Source organism: Actinoplanes aureus, assembly GCF_015704865.1.
Taxonomy (GTDB): Bacteria; Actinomycetota; Actinomycetes; order Mycobacteriales; family Micromonosporaceae; genus Actinoplanes; species Actinoplanes aureus.
Window position 1 is genome coordinate 1 of record NZ_JADQTO010000045.1, and the last position, 16,982, is coordinate 16,982.

General features: G+C 67.1%; 12 protein-coding genes. All 12 read right to left on the minus strand.

Features of this window, described 5'->3' with window-relative positions:
• Positions 1–27: 27 nt before the first annotated feature.
• Positions 28–1,170 carry an FAD-dependent monooxygenase gene (locus tag I4J89_RS45970; RefSeq protein WP_196420554.1) on the minus strand — a complete coding sequence of 381 codons (1,143 nt, stop codon included), beginning with the start codon at positions 1,168–1,170 and terminating at the stop codon, positions 28–30.
• A 432-nt stretch (positions 1,171–1,602) separates the two neighbouring features.
• Positions 1,603–2,148 (minus strand): P-loop nucleotide/nucleoside kinase family protein, encoded by a 546-nt coding sequence (locus tag I4J89_RS45975; RefSeq protein ID WP_196420555.1) that lies wholly within the window; start codon positions 2,146–2,148, stop codon positions 1,603–1,605.
• Positions 2,149–2,420: 272 nt separating this feature from the next.
• Entirely contained in the window at positions 2,421–2,900 is a 480-nt protein-coding gene (locus I4J89_RS45980) for a hypothetical protein (protein ID WP_196420556.1), read from the minus strand.
• 246 nt (positions 2,901–3,146) lie between these two features.
• The gene (locus I4J89_RS45985; RefSeq protein ID WP_196420557.1) at positions 3,147–3,605 is read right to left on the minus strand and encodes a hypothetical protein; all 459 of its coding nucleotides are present in this window, start codon (positions 3,603–3,605) and stop codon (positions 3,147–3,149) included.
• 330 nt (positions 3,606–3,935) lie between these two features.
• Positions 3,936–4,589, minus strand: a complete 654-nt coding sequence (locus tag I4J89_RS45990; protein ID WP_196420558.1) for a hypothetical protein — start codon at positions 4,587–4,589, stop codon at positions 3,936–3,938.
• Positions 4,590–6,049: 1,460 nt separating this feature from the next.
• Positions 6,050–12,958 (minus strand): SpvB/TcaC N-terminal domain-containing protein, encoded by a 6,909-nt coding sequence (locus tag I4J89_RS45995; protein ID WP_196420559.1) that lies wholly within the window; start codon positions 12,956–12,958, stop codon positions 6,050–6,052.
• 32 nt (positions 12,959–12,990) lie between these two features.
• The gene (locus I4J89_RS46000; RefSeq protein ID WP_196420560.1) at positions 12,991–13,815 is read right to left on the minus strand and encodes a hypothetical protein; all 825 of its coding nucleotides are present in this window, start codon (positions 13,813–13,815) and stop codon (positions 12,991–12,993) included.
• Positions 13,816–14,072: 257 nt separating this feature from the next.
• Positions 14,073–14,492: a hypothetical protein gene (locus tag I4J89_RS46005; protein ID WP_196420561.1), complete on the minus strand. Its 420-nt coding sequence runs from the start codon at positions 14,490–14,492 to the stop codon at positions 14,073–14,075.
• Between the two features lie 181 nt (positions 14,493–14,673).
• The gene (locus I4J89_RS46010; protein ID WP_196420562.1) at positions 14,674–14,982 is read right to left on the minus strand and encodes a hypothetical protein; all 309 of its coding nucleotides are present in this window, start codon (positions 14,980–14,982) and stop codon (positions 14,674–14,676) included.
• 203 nt (positions 14,983–15,185) lie between these two features.
• Positions 15,186–15,353, minus strand: coding sequence for a hypothetical protein (locus I4J89_RS46015; protein WP_196420563.1), 168 nt, complete (start codon positions 15,351–15,353; stop codon positions 15,186–15,188).
• 378 nt (positions 15,354–15,731) lie between these two features.
• Positions 15,732–16,178, minus strand: coding sequence for a single-stranded DNA-binding protein (locus I4J89_RS46020; protein ID WP_196420564.1), 447 nt, complete (start codon positions 16,176–16,178; stop codon positions 15,732–15,734).
• Positions 16,179–16,269: 91 nt separating this feature from the next.
• Entirely contained in the window at positions 16,270–16,686 is a 417-nt protein-coding gene (locus I4J89_RS46025) for a single-stranded DNA-binding protein (RefSeq protein WP_196420565.1), read from the minus strand.
• Positions 16,687–16,982: the final 296 nt, after the last annotated feature.

Below are 16,982 nucleotides of genomic sequence, written 5' to 3' on the forward strand. Positions count from 1 at the left end.
CCTGGGCCCCCCCAATTCCGGGTCGGTCTACTCGCCGAGGCCGTACTGGTGACCGAGCGTCGGGCCGAGTTGCACGGCGGCGACGGCGGTGGGCAGGTGGCGGTGTTGCCAGCCGCCGAGTGCGGCGGCCAGGTCGGCGCTGTACTTGCGGTGCTGGGTGAGCGCGGCCGTCAATCCGGCGGCTTGTTCGATGCCGTTGTTGGCGCCGCGGGCGGTGTGCGGGCGCACCGGGGCGAGGGCGTCGCCGAGCAGCACGGCGTGCCCGGTGCCGATGGGCCAGACCATGCGGGTCGGAGGGTCGATGTCCAGGACTGCTGCGGCCATCCGGGTGTTGGTGGCGTGGACGAGGGCGGCTTGCTCGTCGGGCAGGTACTGCTGGGCGTTGGCGTCGACGGCGGCGCGGGCTGTGTCGGTGACGTGCTGGGGGAGGGCGAAGACGCGGCGGGTGGGGGAGGCGCCGAAGAAGTCTGAGTATTGGGCGGCGGTGGCACCGAGGTAGAAGGTCCAGTCGGTGCCACCGGGAATGGGCGCCACGTTGAACTGCATCCCGCTGTGCGTGGGTGCGAAGCGCAGGAAGTCGCGCAGGCCGGGTGGGGTGGTGCTGGTCTGGCCGCGGTGCGCGACGTAGCCGGCGTAGCGCAGTTGCCGGTGCGGGTCGAGCAGTCGCCGTCCGGTCGAGGCGCGGCCGTCAGCGAAGACCACCAGGTCGGCTGTCGCGGTGTCGCCGTCGGCGAAGTGCAGCAGCGGCTGGCCGTACTCACCGGTTAGGCCGGTGACCCGCTTACCGGAGTGCAGGACGTGCGAGGGGAGACGGCGGGTCAATGCCGCGTGCAGCAGCGTCCAGGTGGTGTTGCGGCCGGCGTACAGGTGGCGGCGTTTGGATCCGGGCCGGCGCTGGCGGACGGCGAACTCGAGGACGGCCTCGGAGTCGTAGCGGACGAACTCGTGCTGCGGTACGCCGAGCTGGTCGAGGATGTCCAGCGACGAGTGCTCCAGGCCGATCAGCCCGCCGCCCAGCGGGGCGCTGGCCGGGGCGGCCTCGTAGAGGATGACATCGTCGAATCCGGCGTGCAGCAGCAGTGCGGCGGTCGGGCCGGTCAGCGATCCTCCGACGACTGCGACGCGCAGCCCGGTGTGGGAGCGGTCGTGGGCGGTGGTGTGCGCGCTCATAGGCGTGGCCTCCGTGGGTGTGAGCCCTGGGCGGCTCGCGCCGGTTGCACCGGCGCTGCCGCGTTGACGAGGCCACGGGGGGATCGGCGTGGGTGGTGGCGGGCAAGCCAGTCTCTGGAGGTCAAAAGATCTTGGACGCGCAGCTCTGCTGCCGTTCGTTGATCACTGGTGCTGCGCGTCCAAGATGTTTTGCCGGGCTTGCCGGCTGCGGCCGGGTCGGTCATCACTGCGGACCGGCGAACGCGGCGGCCCGCAGTGATGGCCGCCGCGTTCGCCGTCCGGCTGTGCATTCAAGAGATGCGGCGTACGCGCATCATCTGCTGAGCATCACGCTGCATGTGCCGGCGACGTGGGATGCGCCAGGCTTGCTGAAGCAAAAGGTTTGCTGAGCGGGATCGAGACCCAACCTCGTCGACCCGGGGCGTCCTGGACTCAGTGGCTGAGAGTGCCTGCGTTGGGGAGGCGGAGCGCGGTACTGATCCCGTTGACCAGGCCCGCGATGTCAGCTTGTCGGTCCGTTTTAACCATGAAGTTGGCGGCGACGCCGAGGGGCTCGGCTTCGGCAGCCCATCGAGGCCAGGACACCACGAGTTGGCGATCGTCGTCATGAAGGGCGGCTCGGCGGCGGTTCAGGTAGCGTTCCCGTGCCAGCGAGGCCGGGACGTCGCACCAGATCTCGATGGTCGCAGGGCTTGCGCACCGGCGAAGACCGTCTTGGACGTAGCCGAGGTCTCGCGGTTTGAACCACCAGGATTCGAGGATGACGAGACCTGGTGTGGCTGCGGCCAGATCCCACATGGCTTCGCTTGCCACGGCACCGAATGCCGTCGTGGGAATGCCTGGCAGGGCGGCGGCCATCGCCTCCTTGAGGACGTCTTTGCAGATCACCGGGACGTCCATGGTGGAGGCCAGGTGGCCGGTCAATGTGGTCTTGCCTGATCCGGGCAGGCCGTTGACCAAGACGAGGTAGTCCGCCATGCGGGCATGATTCCACGTTCGGCCACAACTGCGTCCCCTGACTCTCACAAGCATCTGAAGCTCCGCACCGAATTCTGGCAACAGCACTTCGCCAGCCACGCCACAAGCGCGCCCTTTCCGGAATCCGCCACTTCAAGTGAGAGACGATGACCAGTGACCACAGCACATCCGAATGGCGAACCGCAGGTCAGGACCGCTCGGCCTCGCCACCTCGAACGAGAAGCGACACCGGTCCATGCTCCGGGGCTCGGTCTCGTACAGTCTGAGGGGCGTCACCGTGCCTCGCCCGCTCCGTCCTGCTTCACGACGTTGCCGTACTGGTCTTTCGGCACGGTCGGATCAATGAGGTCGGCGGCCCAGGCCACGCCTTCGCGCCGGTACCGCGACGGCACCGAGACCTCGTTGCAGCGGGTCCGGAGAAGGTCCGCGAAGTCCTTGCCCGCCTCCCGATAGACCCGTCGGGTCTCGGCTCGCGCATCCTTGGCCACCTGTTCGGCGGTCTCCCGCTGCATGCGGTCCAGCGCGCTGGTGTCGTAGAGGCGGCGGGCATAGCTCTCGGTGGTCAGGCCTTCGCCACGCAGTAGGCGTTCCTGGAAGTTCTCGTCGGCCGGCCGGAATCCCAGCGTCCGGCGCAGCGCCTCGGCATAGAAGTCGTCGCCGTACCGCTTCTTCGGCTCGTGGTGGATGAGGTTCGCCATCTCGGCTTGGAATCGTTCGGCGATGCGATCCCAGTTCACGGAGTCGTTCGACATGGCAGTCACGTCCTTGCTGGTTCAGCGGGTGGTCGGGCGGAGCCGGTGGCGGCCGGCGGTGTGCACGGCTGACAGATCGGGCCGAGTTCGGCCTGATATCCGGCGTCGCATGCCTCGCACACGATGCTCAGGCAGGCCCGGCATTCGCCGGAGGCGACGCTGTCGAGCGGGGTGCCGCAGAAACCACAGTCGCCGCTCAGGCAGATGTCGGTGTGGCGGCCGGGCGGGTGCTGGTGGCAGGGATGGTTACTCATCGTCGCCGTGTCGCAGGTGCTCGTAGATGGTCGCGGCGGTCAGCGCCGTGCCGGTGCGGTGCTCCGGGATGGCGATGTGCCGCCAGTCGGTGGGATCGCAGGCCAGCCATGTGGTGTTCTCATCGGTGGTGACGGCGATGACGTCACCGACGGACAGCGAGCGTCGTCGAAGCAGCCGGTAGATACAGGCGAGCAGGACGTCCAGCTCGCCTGCGTTGGTCTTGCCCCGGCTGGCCGGTAAATCGTCGAGGTCGGCGTTGAAGACGTGGATCGCCCAGTCGGCGATCTGCTCCGGCCTTGTTCCGGCAGGCAGGTGACGACGGTGGGTGATGACCTTGGTCAGTGTGTGGTTGGGCTCGTATGGGAGGAGCCGGCTGTCTGCGTTGTGGTAGATCGCGATGTAGTACAGCGTCACGACGATGCCCTTCGACGAGGGGTGAGCAGCGTTCATGCCGGGATCGGCGAGAGAGGGACGGCGGCATGCAGACCGCGGCCATGGCGTCACGCGGTAGCCGTCGAGGTCGGGCAGTGGGCGGGCGCGACGCAGAGCGGCGCCTGTTCGGCAGAAAGGCATCACCGAGGGCGGGCCGACTTCCGCGCAGCGGAAGCTACCGGTGTGCATGCGGAATGCTGCGGTCTAGGTGACGGATCCTGAGCCGCTGTGCGTGGTGCGCTTGGCGCTGATCGCCGCCCAGATGCGGCGGAGCCGACGGTGGGAGGCGGGATCGTTCAGGCTGCACGTTGCCCGGCCGATGTGAACCGGCCGGGCAGCGTGTTATGACTACGGCATCAGGGTGGCAGTGGCCTCCTCGGCGGACTCGGCCGAGACGGTGAAGCCCGCGACGGTTCCGGACTCCAGGGCGGACGCGACGCCTGACTGGTCGGCCGGGCGTCCGTGCAGCTGCGCGTCAGTGACGGTGAAGGTGACCGTGTACGTGAGGACCGGAAGCGGGACCGCGTCCAGCTGGTAGGTGTCGACGAGCTCGCGATACAGGCGCAGCGGCTCGTCCCAGTTGTAACCGAGGTCGACGGCCTTGCGGATGGCCATCTTCAGGCGGGCCTTCGTGACGAACGGGTCGGTGCCGTCGACAGCGGTGAACCGATCGTCGGCCGCGTCGACGTTTGCCTCTGCGACACCGCCGGGGTAGCACAGCCGGCAGGACAGGTCGCCGCATCCCTGGCTCTCGCGGCGCAGTAGCTTGAACGACAGCCCTTCATTCAGGGCCTGTGTGGTAACGGACTCGGCGGTACCGCACCAGTTGTTGTCGTTGGCGTGCTGGCGTACGCGGGCGAGGACGTCGGAGAGGTAGACCGAGCCCGCCGGAGCGGCCGGTCGCTCGGCGCCGGCGGAGTCCTGATCGTCCGGAGTGGCGCAGGTGATCTGGTCGGTGACGTTCTCCGTCATGGTGCATGCCTCCATCAGGGTGTATTTCATGCGGCACCGCTTGCGAGATCGAGTGATCCCGGCGCTGGGGTGCCGCGCTGACGGGGCCGGTCAGAGCCCGCCCATGTGCCTGGGGGCGCAAGCACCCGTTCAGCGGAAGATCTTGGCCGTCGAGCGCAGCGCTGACCTGGTTGCCAAGATGTTCTGCTGGGGCTTAGCGCCCTCGGCGCGGGTGGGCTGACCTCGGGTCCCTCAGCGAGCGGCTCCAGACGCCGTAGTGATTGATCGCTGGAGCGTGGGCGGCGTCGTGAATGAGCACGCGGGATGGCGGCGGCCCCCTGGGCAAACGGGAAGCACGCCCGCGACGGGCACAACGAGCACCGCAGCTGGCGGAGCCAAGCGTCACGGGTGTCGGCGACGCCCGCCTCTGCGCTATTCCTGACGGACAGCACCGCACGACGGCGGGCGGTGCCGGGTCTTCGGCTACGTACGCGAAGGCGTTCGGACATTCCGGCGTCGCGGCCAGGCCCGGCCGGGCTCGCTGTCGACACCGATGGCACCGCCCATCGAGATCGAGGATCGGTTAGATGCGATTGGCCGCGAGAGGCCGCGCAACCGGCGACCTGGCAGGGGATCCTGCTGGCTCTGCCCCATCCCCTGCGGCCCCAGGTTGTGGGCGCCGGCTCCGAAGGCCGCCTGACCGGCTCGACGGCACCGCCGTTCGACGCGCTCGGTCGCCATCGGCGTTTGCCGTTGGGGCTGCGGCTTGTCTGTCTCGAAACATTGCGTGTGAGCCGGCGTCAGGCAGTTTGGCTCGGAAGAGCTGCTCTGCGGCGTAGTTCGCGGAGCGGTAGTGGGTAGCTCACGCCCTGGCGACGTTCCTTGAGGATCGCGACGGTGCCCAGCTGGGCGCGGAGCTTCTCTTCCTCGGCTTCGGCAGCCAGGTACCGTTCGGGTGCGACTTGTAGCAGGTGCAGCCACTGGCGCTGACCAGCCCGGACGCACACTCCGAAGCAGTTGTTGTGTTCTCCAGAATCCGAGCGTCTCAGGAGACGTTCGGGCTCTCCGTCGTTGGAGCTGGTTTGGGTCGCGCCGGCACAAGGCGTTGATCTTTCGTACAGGAGCATGCGTTCTGCGGAGGCGAACAGCGTGATGGGCTGCCGTCGACCTCTTGGCCCGACCGACCTGCTTGCGCCGGGCACGGATGACCTGTCCGCCGCCGGGCTAGCCGGACCGGTCTTGCCAGGCGCCTGCGACCTCGCGGCATGAATCCGCGCCGCCCGGAACGGGCGAGCGGGTCGGATCTCTGATCGACGGACGGTCAAGACCGCCGAGCACTACTTGCTATATGTCGGCCTGGCGATCAGTTAGGCGTCGCGCGCTTCGAGCGTTCAAGATCTACTTCGAAGGACCTATTCGTACTCCGTGAGCCACGATCACTTGATACACGAGGTCCGACAAGCCCGGGAACACTGCCGAATCGTCCACAGGGACCGGCAGGCTTGCGAGCGTCACGGCTTGCGGTTCTGATGCGGATTTTCCCGGGGGGGTTGCCGCCGAGGCGGGTCGCCTTTCTGAGGGGGAGGCTTTTCCGGTTCTCGGGGCTTGGACGGCTCCTTGAAAGTCGCACTAAAGCCCTCTTTAGGATGGAATTTGATGGTGAATTCACGGTCCACATGACGCTGGGCCTCATGCTTGGCCGCGTCGAGGATCTTGCCTCCAACGTCGCGGACTTTGTCCACGACGCTGGGTTCCTTCGGCTTGCTGTCCGGGCCTCCTCCCTTCGGTTCTCGTGATGGTTGTTTCTGAGGTTTGTCGGCCTTGCCTTGGCCGGTGGCCGATGGTTTCGATGCTCCGTGACCGGTCGGCATCCGAGCGGTGCCGGTCCGCGCCGGCTCGGCTCTCCGGGCGGCGTCGACGATTACGGCTGCAGCCCCGTCGGCGTCGCTGGCCATGAGCGGGCTGTTGGCTGCATATGTGTACGGACTTGCAGCCCAGGCTGGTACGCGGTGGTCGGGAGGATCGCCTGGTTCGGAGAGACCGGACAGTGCCTTCGTGCTGATAGCGCGGGCGCTCTCCCGTGGTTCGGGGGCGATAAACCTGCCTAGCCACGGGGCGTACGGCCGTTGGCCCAACAGCAGCAGGTTGGCGGCCTTATCCTCCTCCGCAGCCGCATAGCCGAGAGGCCGGGGCATCGAATCCGGACCGGAGGACACGCGAACTAGGGTTTCACCGTGCGGGCTGTAGTCGGTCGCCTGCAGGAGCGTGCCGTCGGGGTGTAGGACGGCACGGATGCTACCCAGGTGATCGGTGACCAGGTTTTGGATCTCCGTGCTGTTGTGGTGGTGGCTAACCCATGCCAGCGGGGCCCCGCTCGGGGAGCCGTCCGCGGTAGCAGTAATTGTGATGGTGCTGCCACCGCTGGCCTCACAGGTGCATGTCACCCAATCCTGTAGGTAGTGCGTCGCCGACTCGGCCGTGCCGTCGGTCGCCAGGACGACGGCGGTGTGCTGACCGGCATCGGTGTACCGGTGTGTGGCCTTGGAAGCGCCTGCTCGCGCGGTGTCCAGCAGACCGGCGGCGTTCCATGTGAACTCGCGATCCGGTCCCTCCCTGACGATGTGGCCAGCCTTGTCGCTGCGGTAGGCGAAGCGGCGTTTCTCGGCGTCACCGGCCTGGATGGTCAGAGTTTCGACTCGGCTCGAACCCGGCTGCAGCACGGTGAGACGCCGTTCGGTGCGGTCGCCGACCTGCAACAGTTGGCCAATCAAATTGCCGACGTCGTCGTAGCAGTAGGTGCGCCGGCACGGCTGTGGCGGGTCGTCGGACGGCGGATCCCACGGGGCGGCGGTTGGCCGGGCCCGTGCGGATCCGGTGACGCTCGTTAGACGGTGCAGGTCGTCGTAGCTGAACGTCTGCGTTTGCAGCCCATTGTGGGCCGGGCTTCGCTCGTCGAGGCGGGTGACCGCGCCGAGCGGGTCGTGCTGCATGGCGGCGTCGTGTAGGACATGGCGCCTGTCGGCGGCGTCCGTCAATCCGGTGTGCTGGCGCAACAGCATCGTGGTCAACGGATCGTACCGGAACTGGGTGGTCAGGTCTCCCAGCCGCTCGATCAGCACTGGTTTGCCGTGCGCGTCAACGAGAAGTTGGTGGACTAGTCGTTCCGCGGATTCGTCGCCGTGGCGGTGTAGGTCCACGGCGGTGACGGCGCCGGACGAGTCACGGATATAGCGGACAGCCAGCACTGGCCGGCCGGAGCCTTCGAGGACGAGGCTGTGGACGGCGCCGGTGCGGTCGCAGGTCTGGCGCACGTGCAGCCGCCTTGGGTCCAGCGTCCGGTCCCCGTCCGAGTCCGCCCGGATCGGGTCTTCGGGCGGCCAGTGTGCGGCCGAGCCGATGAGGTCGTCGGTCATTCGCCAGCGCCGTACGAGTTCCTGAGGATGGTTGTGCACGTCGTATCGTTCGTGGACCGTTACTCCGGCGGGATCGTAGCTGCGCCAGCGGCGGCCTCGGAGATTGCGCTGCGCGGCGTCGGCCGGCGCTGCCGGGTCGTCGCCATAGAGCACGGCGTACTGTAAGTGTCCTATCGGGGCGTCCGGTGTAACGGTCCAGCGCCGGGCGAATCGATGCAGTGTGTCATAGGCGTTCAGGGTGCGTACGCTGCGGGCATCGCATACCTCGACGGGTGCACCCAGCGCATCGTAAGCGATCAGGGTCGTGCCTGTGTCCGGGGTGGTTTCGGACCAGGCCCGGCCGAGTAGGTCGTACACGGCCCGGTATACCTCATGGTCGCGGGCATCGGTGACCCGGGTGACGTTGCCGTCGATGTCGCGTCGCACCGAGGTGATCAGAGTGCGTGGTGCCTGCGCCTCTGGGGTTTGCTCAGGGTCGTCGCGGAGTCGTTCGGTTACGGTGACGATTCGGCCTAGAGGGTCGACCTCGACCGAAGCCGGCGTGTCGCTGTGGGCGTGCCATGGCGGGTGCGCGTTCGGGTGGGTGCGTCGCGCGTTGTCGTCAACGTCGTATTCGTACGCGACCCAGGGGCTGGGTTCGAACCGGTCGGGCTGCGCCAGGTCCGCCGGTTGCCCGTGGACGAAGTGGCGTTGGGTGCCGTCCGCATTGGTGATCGTCTGCGGGATGCCGCGGGGGTCGCGGCGAATGAGTTGCCTGTGCACGGTTCCATGTCGTCGGGGGGACGGGGCAATGTTGTAGGCCCAGCCTTCGTCCAGGAAGGGCTCGTACTCCTCGACGACTCGGCCCTTGTCGTCGTAGGCGACCCACCCATCGACGCGCACCAGGGGGTCGGCCGGACCAGCCGCTACGTCCAGCCCCGTTCCTGCGGCGTTGTGCCGGGCCACGCCGTCGGTGCCGCGGATGGTCCAGCCGCCGACATGGCGCCGCTCTCCCGTCGCCCCGGGAGGATCAACTCTGGCGGTCGTAGGTGGCTCGGCGATGTCTGCAAGCAGACCTGGGTCACCCACGGACCCACTGGTCCGCAGGGTGCGTGACTGCAGCAGCCGATCGAGTCCGTCGCTGTAGTCGCGCCGCTCGGCGGTGCCGTGCAGCCGCAGGTCCAGCCCGGCAGCGGGGTACGTCCGTTGGTGGGCGATCGCGGTCCAGTAGCCAAGGAGTTGAGTACGGGAATGCACCCACACCGGCCTTCGCCGATCGGGTGGGCTGTCGTCGTACTCGTTTAGCCCGTAGGCGTAGACGATGCCGGGCTGGTCTGGAGTGTCGCCCAGGTGATCGTCGTCGGCCGGTCCGGTCCGAACGACGGTGTGCAGCAGGCCGAGTGGTGTGTAGGTGAATCGGGTGCGGTAGCCATTGGAGTCGGTCACCATGGCCGGTTGCTGCGCGCGGTAGTCGTAGATCATGGACTCTTCAATCACGCCGGCGGTGGTCACCTTCCGGGGATAGAGCCAGTGTTCGTCGGCTTCGACGACGGTCTCAACGCCAGCAGCGTCGCGAGACGCTAGAACCAGCCCGCGCCGGAACCGCACAGACGCGGGTGCGGAGTTAGGCCCCGAGCCGGACAGGTGTTCTGGCTGGGTGTCGTGGCGGCGCGCCACCTCAATGCGGTAGAGCCCGCTAGGCAGGTCGTCGTCGGGCGCCCCGTCGCCGGTGTAGCCGCCCCCGGCCTTCGTCTGGGCGTCCATAAGCCGCCGGAACCGGTCCGGATAGTAGGCAGGCCACGACTGAGTAGACGCCGCCGGGGTGAGCGCGGCCTCCACCCAGGGCGGTAGGGCTTCCTCGGTGAATACGGCCGCCAGTGTTTCCGGAGTGTGCACCAGCCGCCTTCTGCGACTCATTAACCCGAACACGCCGAGTTTGCCCAGTTCTTCCCCCGTGAACGCGGCTCCGTCGTAGTAGGAGGCGGTAGCTCCGATGACCCTGCGGGTGAATGCTCCTGGCGAAGTTGGCCACGTCGTCTCGATGCGCTGGGCGAGGTCGTCCGGCGGGCCAGCCCTCTCACCCGTCAGTTCGTAGCGCACGTCGGCCGCGACCCGGTCCAGAATGTAGGGATAGTTTTCCGCTGCGGAGGCGTACCGGCGGTTGGTGACCGTGACGAGATAGTCCTCGCCGGTGACGGCGTGCGCATCCCGCCCGCGCGGGACGGCGATGTCGACGAGCAGACCCGGCCGACCGTACCTGTCGGGTAGCAGCTCGTACTGAACGCGGGTCATCGGCTCCAGCCCGCGTTCCCACTGCGTGACACGTTCCCCCCGGCGCAATGCGGCGGTGACAGGTAGGCCGCCGGGACCGTCGGCCACTCGATCGAGGTCGTAGGCGTACTCCGTTACGGAGTAGGGCCGATCGTCGGCGCCGGGTACCCACTCGGGTTCAGGACCGGCCGCGTAAGTCTCGGTGCGGCGCGGCTTGCCGGACAACGCGCGCAGCGCGCGCCGACCGGCCGGTCCGTTCAGCCCGGTTAGCCAATTGCTGTGCGCCGATGGGCTCAACAATGGTGGGTCCAGCGTCCAGTATCCGCGCAGCTGCGGCTCGGCCACGTCAGCGGCAGGCCCGGCGACGCCGGTGTGGAACCACATCCGCGTCAGAACGGGGGTCGAATGCCCAGCCTGCCCACCGGCGGCGGCGTCGTACCGGTCTACCTGCGCGAAGCCTCGGAACTCGCGTTCCGTTCCGTCCCAAACGCCCTCGTGGTAGCGGTACCGACTGGTCACGCTCCTCTCGGAGAATTCGTCGCTTACACACACGTATTCCACGAGCTGGACGGGGAACGGCAAGTGGGTGCGCCAGGCGAGGTTCGGCCCGCGCGCGGCGTCATCGTAGGCGTACGCGGCGGAGGAACGGTAGCCGATCGCAGCTGCGGCCCCTCGGTGGTCACGCACGCTAGTCAGCAGATACGGTTTCGTGTCCCGGGTGAGAGGCGCCCAACGTAGCCGTGTGGCGCTGCCTACCGGGCTCCACAGCACGCCGACCGTGCCCCGACCGCCGAGGTCGGCTACCCGCAGAGACGAGAGCTCGACCTCGTCGTTGCGGGGGCCTAGATCGTCGCCTTCCGGATTGTCCAAGGTCCGCAGAGGTATGCGCGCTGGCGTGCCGAATCGGTTGCCGGCTTGGTTGAGCCAAACGACCACATCATTTTCCCGGACGAGGACGGCGTCGGAGTACCCATCGCCGTCGACGTCGGTGAGCAGCAGGCGCTCCGACAGCCAAGCGACCGCGAAGGGGTCCTCTGTACCACTGTCCGTAACCAGCAGGGGCAGCGGCATCTCCCGCGCCTGATCGCCGAAATCGCCGTGTCCGTGGTGCGGCCAGTACTTCACCATGATGTGGCAGTAGCCTTCCGCCACGCACGGGTCGCCGACGCGAACGTAGTCGACCGGCCCGTCGCCGGACATGTCCGCAAGCCGAGTGTCGGGATCGTTGAAGTCCGGATCACAGTCTGCGGGGAAGCGGGTCTCGGCAGGGGCCGACCAGCCGCGTGTGCCCAAGTTGTAGTAGACGTGGAACCGACCTGCGGAGATGCCGATGAAGTCGGTGGCGCCGTCACCGTCGAGGTCGGCCAGCCGCCCGTTGTCGAGCAGATGCGCGAACGGGACGGCATCGCCGAGCTCGGTCAGTCTGGCCGACCAGCCTACGCCGGGAATGGCTCGGTAGTACCCCCATGGCGACTCCAGCCGTGTTAGATCGACGTAGCCGTCACCCGTCATGTCGCCCAGGTGCACGAAGTCTTGCCCGATCGGATGGTTGGCAGGGCCTGACTGTTCGCCGCGCAAACGCAGTGCGCCGGCGGGGTCGATGTCGAGATACTGGTGCCGCTTGCCGGTGTAGATGACCATGCCGGGACATCCGTAGCCTTGTCCATCGAGCAATTCCACGTCGCGGTCCCGGGCGATTCGTGGTACGTCGGACCCGCTGTACTCGGTGACCTGCCCAGAGGCAGGTTTCCAGGCCGAGTAGCCGAATTCGATCGGTGGCTCGCTCTGTTCCTCCACGACGCTGTTGGTACGCCGCACACCGATCTTGGTAATGGAGTGCATTAGCGAAACGGCGTTGCCCTCAGCGGTCTCGTAGGTCAGGTCGTAGCGGCTGATGACATCAGCCCGGGCGTCGCTAGTGGCCCCGTTTAGGACGACGAAGATTCGCCCACAGCGCCGGGCGGTTCGTATCTCGAACCCGCTGCGGAAGGTGGAGAACGCATCCGTACGCTGGTCGTCCCAGGACGAGATCTCATTGCCCTCCTCGTCGCACTGGCCGTAGTCCAGCACGACACTGTAGAGCCACCCGCCGGCGCCAGCCTCGCCTGACGGCAGGTCGGCGTAGTCGATGCGGCAGAGGTATAGCTGCCGATGTGACCCGTCGGTCCTGTACCGGTACTCGATGCTGTTGCCGACCGTATCGGTGGTGCGCGTGGCGAACCAGCCGAAGACACGGATGTGATCTTTCGAGGTGTCGCGCAGCTGGCTCTCGCCGGTCCGGCCGAGGAGAGTCGTGATACCCGATGTGGTGGTGACCTCCCACCATTCCTGCTGGTCGGCGCGTACGCGGACAACCCGCTCGTAGGCGCGGTCGCCGGACAGCCGGTACGTACGTTCCCTACGGCCATCGGCTTCGGTCCAGGTCCCGACAGGGGTGAGGTCGTGCCGGTTCAGTTGGAACTCGTCATTGTCGTCGTAGCGTGGGATTCTCCTACGCGTAGATCTCATGACGGCCAAAATCCCCAGGGTCCAGCCGAGACCGAAGGGTCCGTTCCCAGTCCCACTGCTGTACCTGAGGTCGATGCCTGGTGTTGCTCCACGGCGTCCTTCGGGTAGGGCGATGGGTACGGACACCTGATAAGTGCCCGACTGTGGGTCAGCCTTGAACGTCTCGCCGATGCCATGGAGTGCACCGCCGCCCTTCGGCAAGACGACGGCCGTGCAGGACACCCCGGAACGTTCGGTAGCCAGTGACATCGCTCTCGCGTCCTTCGCTGTGCCGTGAACGATCAGATTCGGTGGCCGATCCGGAAAGAGATCCACACGAGGAAGCCGGCCAAAGCCAGGCAGAGTAGCGACCACACCGCGGCGAACAGGATGAACAGCTGTTCCGTGGTTTCTGTGGCCGTCAGAGCAGCCCAGGGCAGCGCCGCGAAGACAACCATGATCATGGCCTTTAGGAGCGAGGGCCATCGTCTTAGTTTCGGCGGCGAACCGATGACGGTCACCTCGTCGTTGACGGTCAGGTCCGTGACACGCTTGGCGTGCACGACACCCCGGGCATCGCGTTCGGCAGTGACGCGGACCTTGTTCTTCTCCCTCATGACGTCCCGGCATTCGCGGCCGCGGAGGAGGACGGTGTACACGTCGTTGGTGTCGTCTTCCAGAACATCGAATGCGTAGCCGATTCGCCCTTCCTGTCCTTGAAGGGCCACCAGGTGGATGACCATTCCAGTGATCTCCACTGTGCCGTTCGCCGGCACCGGCCCCTTGGCAAACCATGCCTTGGATTGATCGTCGGTGACGGTGTCCGCCTGGAAGAAGCCTCTACCCTCAGCATCCCCGGACCGGCGATGCCATCGCCCAGTCACGGTGATCTTCATACTGGTACGAAGGCCGCCAATGAACCACTCGCCGACATGCACTTTGACCGACCGCGATGTGCCAGCTGAATCCGATCGCTGGGCGACCCCTGAATCTTCGCTCGCCTCCGAGCGTGGCGTGAGTTGGCAATGCCAAACCTGGTACTTGTCGCGGTAGAACGGTGTTACGGTTACCTGCTCAGCGGACTCTAGTTGTCCTGTGATCTTCCTGTCCCGATCGTCTCCGCTCATGCTGATCGCTTCCTCGTGTCGGATGCGTCGCCTTGCCGGTGGGCGCTAGCGCCCGAAGACCATTCACGATCCTGGGTCCGTGCTTCCCCTAGTAGAGCAGCAGTCGCCAGTGGTGGGGAGTGGCGCTTCGTCCTTTTTTCAAGCGGCAGGTGACGGCTGGCCCGTCGGCCAAGAGCATCCGCGTCCGACGGGAGATCGGCACTGCCGCCACGGGTGTTCACGGCCCGCAGGTACGGGGAGTCGATCGGTTTCCGTCGTTACTTGATCGGCACAACCTTCCCTAGATCGGCGGTCGAAGGCCGACGTCGAGCGCCCCCGCTTCGATGTCCTGCAGCGAAGTGACCGGTTCGCTGGCGGCGGGCCTCCATTGATCGATGTCGTCGGCCAGGGTGCTGGCCCGGAGTGCCCTTGAACCGGCCGAACTGTGCGCGGGGCAGATTGAGCCGTGTACTGATGCCGTAGTACTGCTGTTCGCTGATGCCGTGCACGTGCAGGGTGCGTTCGGTGACGGTGGCTCCAGCCGTCAAGGGCTGCCATTGTTCGCCGTTGCCGTCGGGCCACCATCCGGGCCCGCTGTCGCCGATCACTGCGAACAGCGGGATTCCGTCGACTTCCACGGTGATCGCGTCTTCGCCCGCGAGCGAAAATTGATGCCTGTCGCCATTGGGGCCATTCACGATGGCCTGCCGCCGTGCGTTGTGGGCATCGTCGATTGGAGGCAGCTGTACTTCGAGCAGGCACCAGTTTGTCGGCCAGTCGGGAAGGCCGCGGTAGGTAGCGGCGGACGCGAGTTCGAATATGGTGGGGCCGGCTTGGCCGGCGGCGATGCTGAGCAGCTCCTCGATCTCGCCGAGTACGTCATCGTCGATGGTGGTCCTGATGTGGTTGGTGATCGCTAGGGCGTCGGGGTGTTTGCTGTAGATGTCGCGAAACCAGCAGTTTTCCGGCTACGTCGCGTACCGCGAGCACCGTGATGTGGTCACCGCTGGCGTGGTCGACGAGCAACTGTGCGGCGTCGGGGAGTGTCGTGCGCAGCAGTTCGAAAACGCCGGACCGGCACTGTTCGGCGCATGCACGGCCCGCGGCGGCGGCCGCGCGCCGCGCCCGTTGCACGGCCTGGTTGACGACGTCGATGCGGTTCGTGTCGGTGCTGTGGTTGGCCTTCATGGGCTCCCTTCCGTCGGAGCGAGATGGGTTGGCGGTGAGGTTCTGGCGCCGGCGGCGCTGGAAAGCGGAGCGTGTCCGTGGCAGGAGGGCCTTCCATTCGCTTCCGTGAGATCCGGATAGCGAACGCTGCTCACCCGGCGCGGCGTGGCGCGAGGTGGAAGGGGGTGGGTGGAACGCCGATGCGGTTCCACCCACCCGAACGGTCAGTGCAACATCGCCAGCAGGGAGTGCACGGGCGTCTTCTCGATGACGAGCAACGCGGCGGCGTGAAGGGTGACCAGCGAGGTCACGTGGCTGACCGGGTGCAAGGCGTGCCGGGCGGCGCGGCGTAGACGGGTGGGCTGCGACTCGGCGGACTCGTGCTTGGGCATGGAACCTGCCTTCCGTGTGTGCTCGGGCGCCAGCGGTGAAAGTGATAGGGGAGGAGTGGCTACGGGGTCTGTTCGTCGCCGGGATGGTTCGGCCGGCGGGCTGCGTCGTCGCTCAGGTCGTCGTGCGGTTGCGGCTCGGGCTCGTACCAGGTGCAGGACGGGTATAGGTGGTCGGCGCCGGCGCCGCAGTCGCTGCACGGCCGCAGAACGCCCGGCGATGCAGTCCGGGGTGTGCCCGAAGTACCAGCCGGTGCAGCACGCCCGAGGGAAGCGGGACGTTGATGGGCTTCGGCGCTGTCGGGCTTCCTGCCGCAGCCCGGTGTGTGCCGTTGACGGCGGGGCCGGCAGTGAGGCTGTTCACGACCGGCACCGCTCGGATCAGCGGTTGTGGACGAGTTCACGGTCGCCCACGACGTCGGGGTACGCCTGCGCGGTGATCGTCTCGCCGTGCGGGGTGGTGACGAGGTCACCGCGACGCTGGCGGACCTGCGGGCCGGCGTGCGCTTCGGCGTAGCGCATGCTGATCGACAGGTTGCGAGCGAACGCCTTGATGCCGAGCTCACCGTCGTCCTCGAAGGGAATGAGACGCGAGATTTCGGCGACGATGGTGGTGCCCCGGGTCAGATCGCGGGCGCGGCCGGCGAGATCACCCCAGCAGAGAATGTCGAAATACATGGGCTTGCCGGTGACTTCCCTGCCGGTGTTGTCGCGGTAGCTGCCGGGGCGGTGCACGATCTGGAACTGGACGAACTCGCGGCCGTCGCGGGTCTCGCCGGTGACTGCACTGCGGGTGAGGGTGCCTTCGACGGTGATGTTGAGCTGCATGATCGAACTCCCGGAGGTTGCCGAGCCGGACGGGCTGGTGAGCTGGTGCCGGTCGGGGCCGGCTGGGATAACCGGCCGGCCCCGGAGTCGGCTAGAAGGTCGGCGCCATCTCGGGCGTGTGCGCCTCAGCGGCGGCCCAGCTGTTGGTGTCGGGCTGGACGAACTGCGCGGCCTTGAACCGCATGCTGAGCGCGATGTTGGCCGCGGTGCACTGCAGCCGGGCGTCCGGGGTTTCGTCCTCCTGCCGGACGAAGGGCCACGCGTCGAGGTCGTCGCGGCCGAAGACGTACACGGTGTCGCCCTTCTTGAGGCCGGCGCAGCGCTCGGCCAGCTCGCCCCAGACGGTGACGTCGACCCACATCGCCGGCTGGTTCTGCCACTCGCCGTTGTTGTCGCGGCGGCGGCGGTTGTGAGCGACGCGGAGCCGGCAGACGCTGCGGCCGCTCTGCGTGAAGCGCAGATCGGCGTCCTCGGCCAGGTTGCCCTCGAAGTCGAAATTGAAGTCCACGACGTGCCTCCCATCAGGCGTGCTGTTGCGGCACGTCCAGCCCCGGGATCGAGTGATCCTGGCGCTGGGGTGCCGCGCTGACGGGGCCGGTCAGAGCCCACCCATGGGCCGGGGGTGCAAGCCCTCGGTTTGTAGAAGATCTTGGCGGTCGAGCGCAGCGATGACCTGGGGCCAAGATGTTCTGCAGAGGGCTTGGCGCCCTCGGGTCGGGTGGGCTGACCTTCGGGTCCCTCAGCGGTGGCATCTCCGGACGCCGTGGGGTCGCACGATCCCCAGGAAGCGGCGGACAGGAATAT

Excerpts from the sequence above, each read along its gene's own strand:
- I4J89_RS45980 (WP_196420556.1), bottom strand. The coding sequence starts at position 2,900 with ATGTCGAACGACTCCGTGAACTGGGATCGCATCGCCGAACGATTCCAA.
- I4J89_RS45970 (WP_196420554.1), bottom strand. The coding sequence starts at position 1,170 with ATGAGCGCGCACACCACCGCCCACGACCGCTCCCACACCGGGCTGCGC.
- I4J89_RS46000 (WP_196420560.1), bottom strand. The coding sequence starts at position 13,815 with ATGAGCGGAGACGATCGGGACAGGAAGATCACAGGACAACTAGAGTCC.
- I4J89_RS45990 (WP_196420558.1), bottom strand. The coding sequence starts at position 4,589 with ATGAAATACACCCTGATGGAGGCATGCACCATGACGGAGAACGTCACC.
- I4J89_RS45985 (WP_196420557.1), bottom strand. The coding sequence starts at position 3,605 with ATGAACGCTGCTCACCCCTCGTCGAAGGGCATCGTCGTGACGCTGTAC.
- I4J89_RS46020 (WP_196420564.1), bottom strand. The coding sequence starts at position 16,178 with ATGCAGCTCAACATCACCGTCGAAGGCACCCTCACCCGCAGTGCAGTC.
- I4J89_RS45995 (WP_196420559.1), bottom strand. The coding sequence starts at position 12,958 with ATGTCACTGGCTACCGAACGTTCCGGGGTGTCCTGCACGGCCGTCGTC.
- I4J89_RS46010 (WP_196420562.1), bottom strand. The coding sequence starts at position 14,982 with ATGAAGGCCAACCACAGCACCGACACGAACCGCATCGACGTCGTCAAC.
- I4J89_RS45975 (WP_196420555.1), bottom strand. The coding sequence starts at position 2,148 with ATGGCGGACTACCTCGTCTTGGTCAACGGCCTGCCCGGATCAGGCAAG.
- I4J89_RS46015 (WP_196420563.1), bottom strand. The coding sequence starts at position 15,353 with ATGCCCAAGCACGAGTCCGCCGAGTCGCAGCCCACCCGTCTACGCCGC.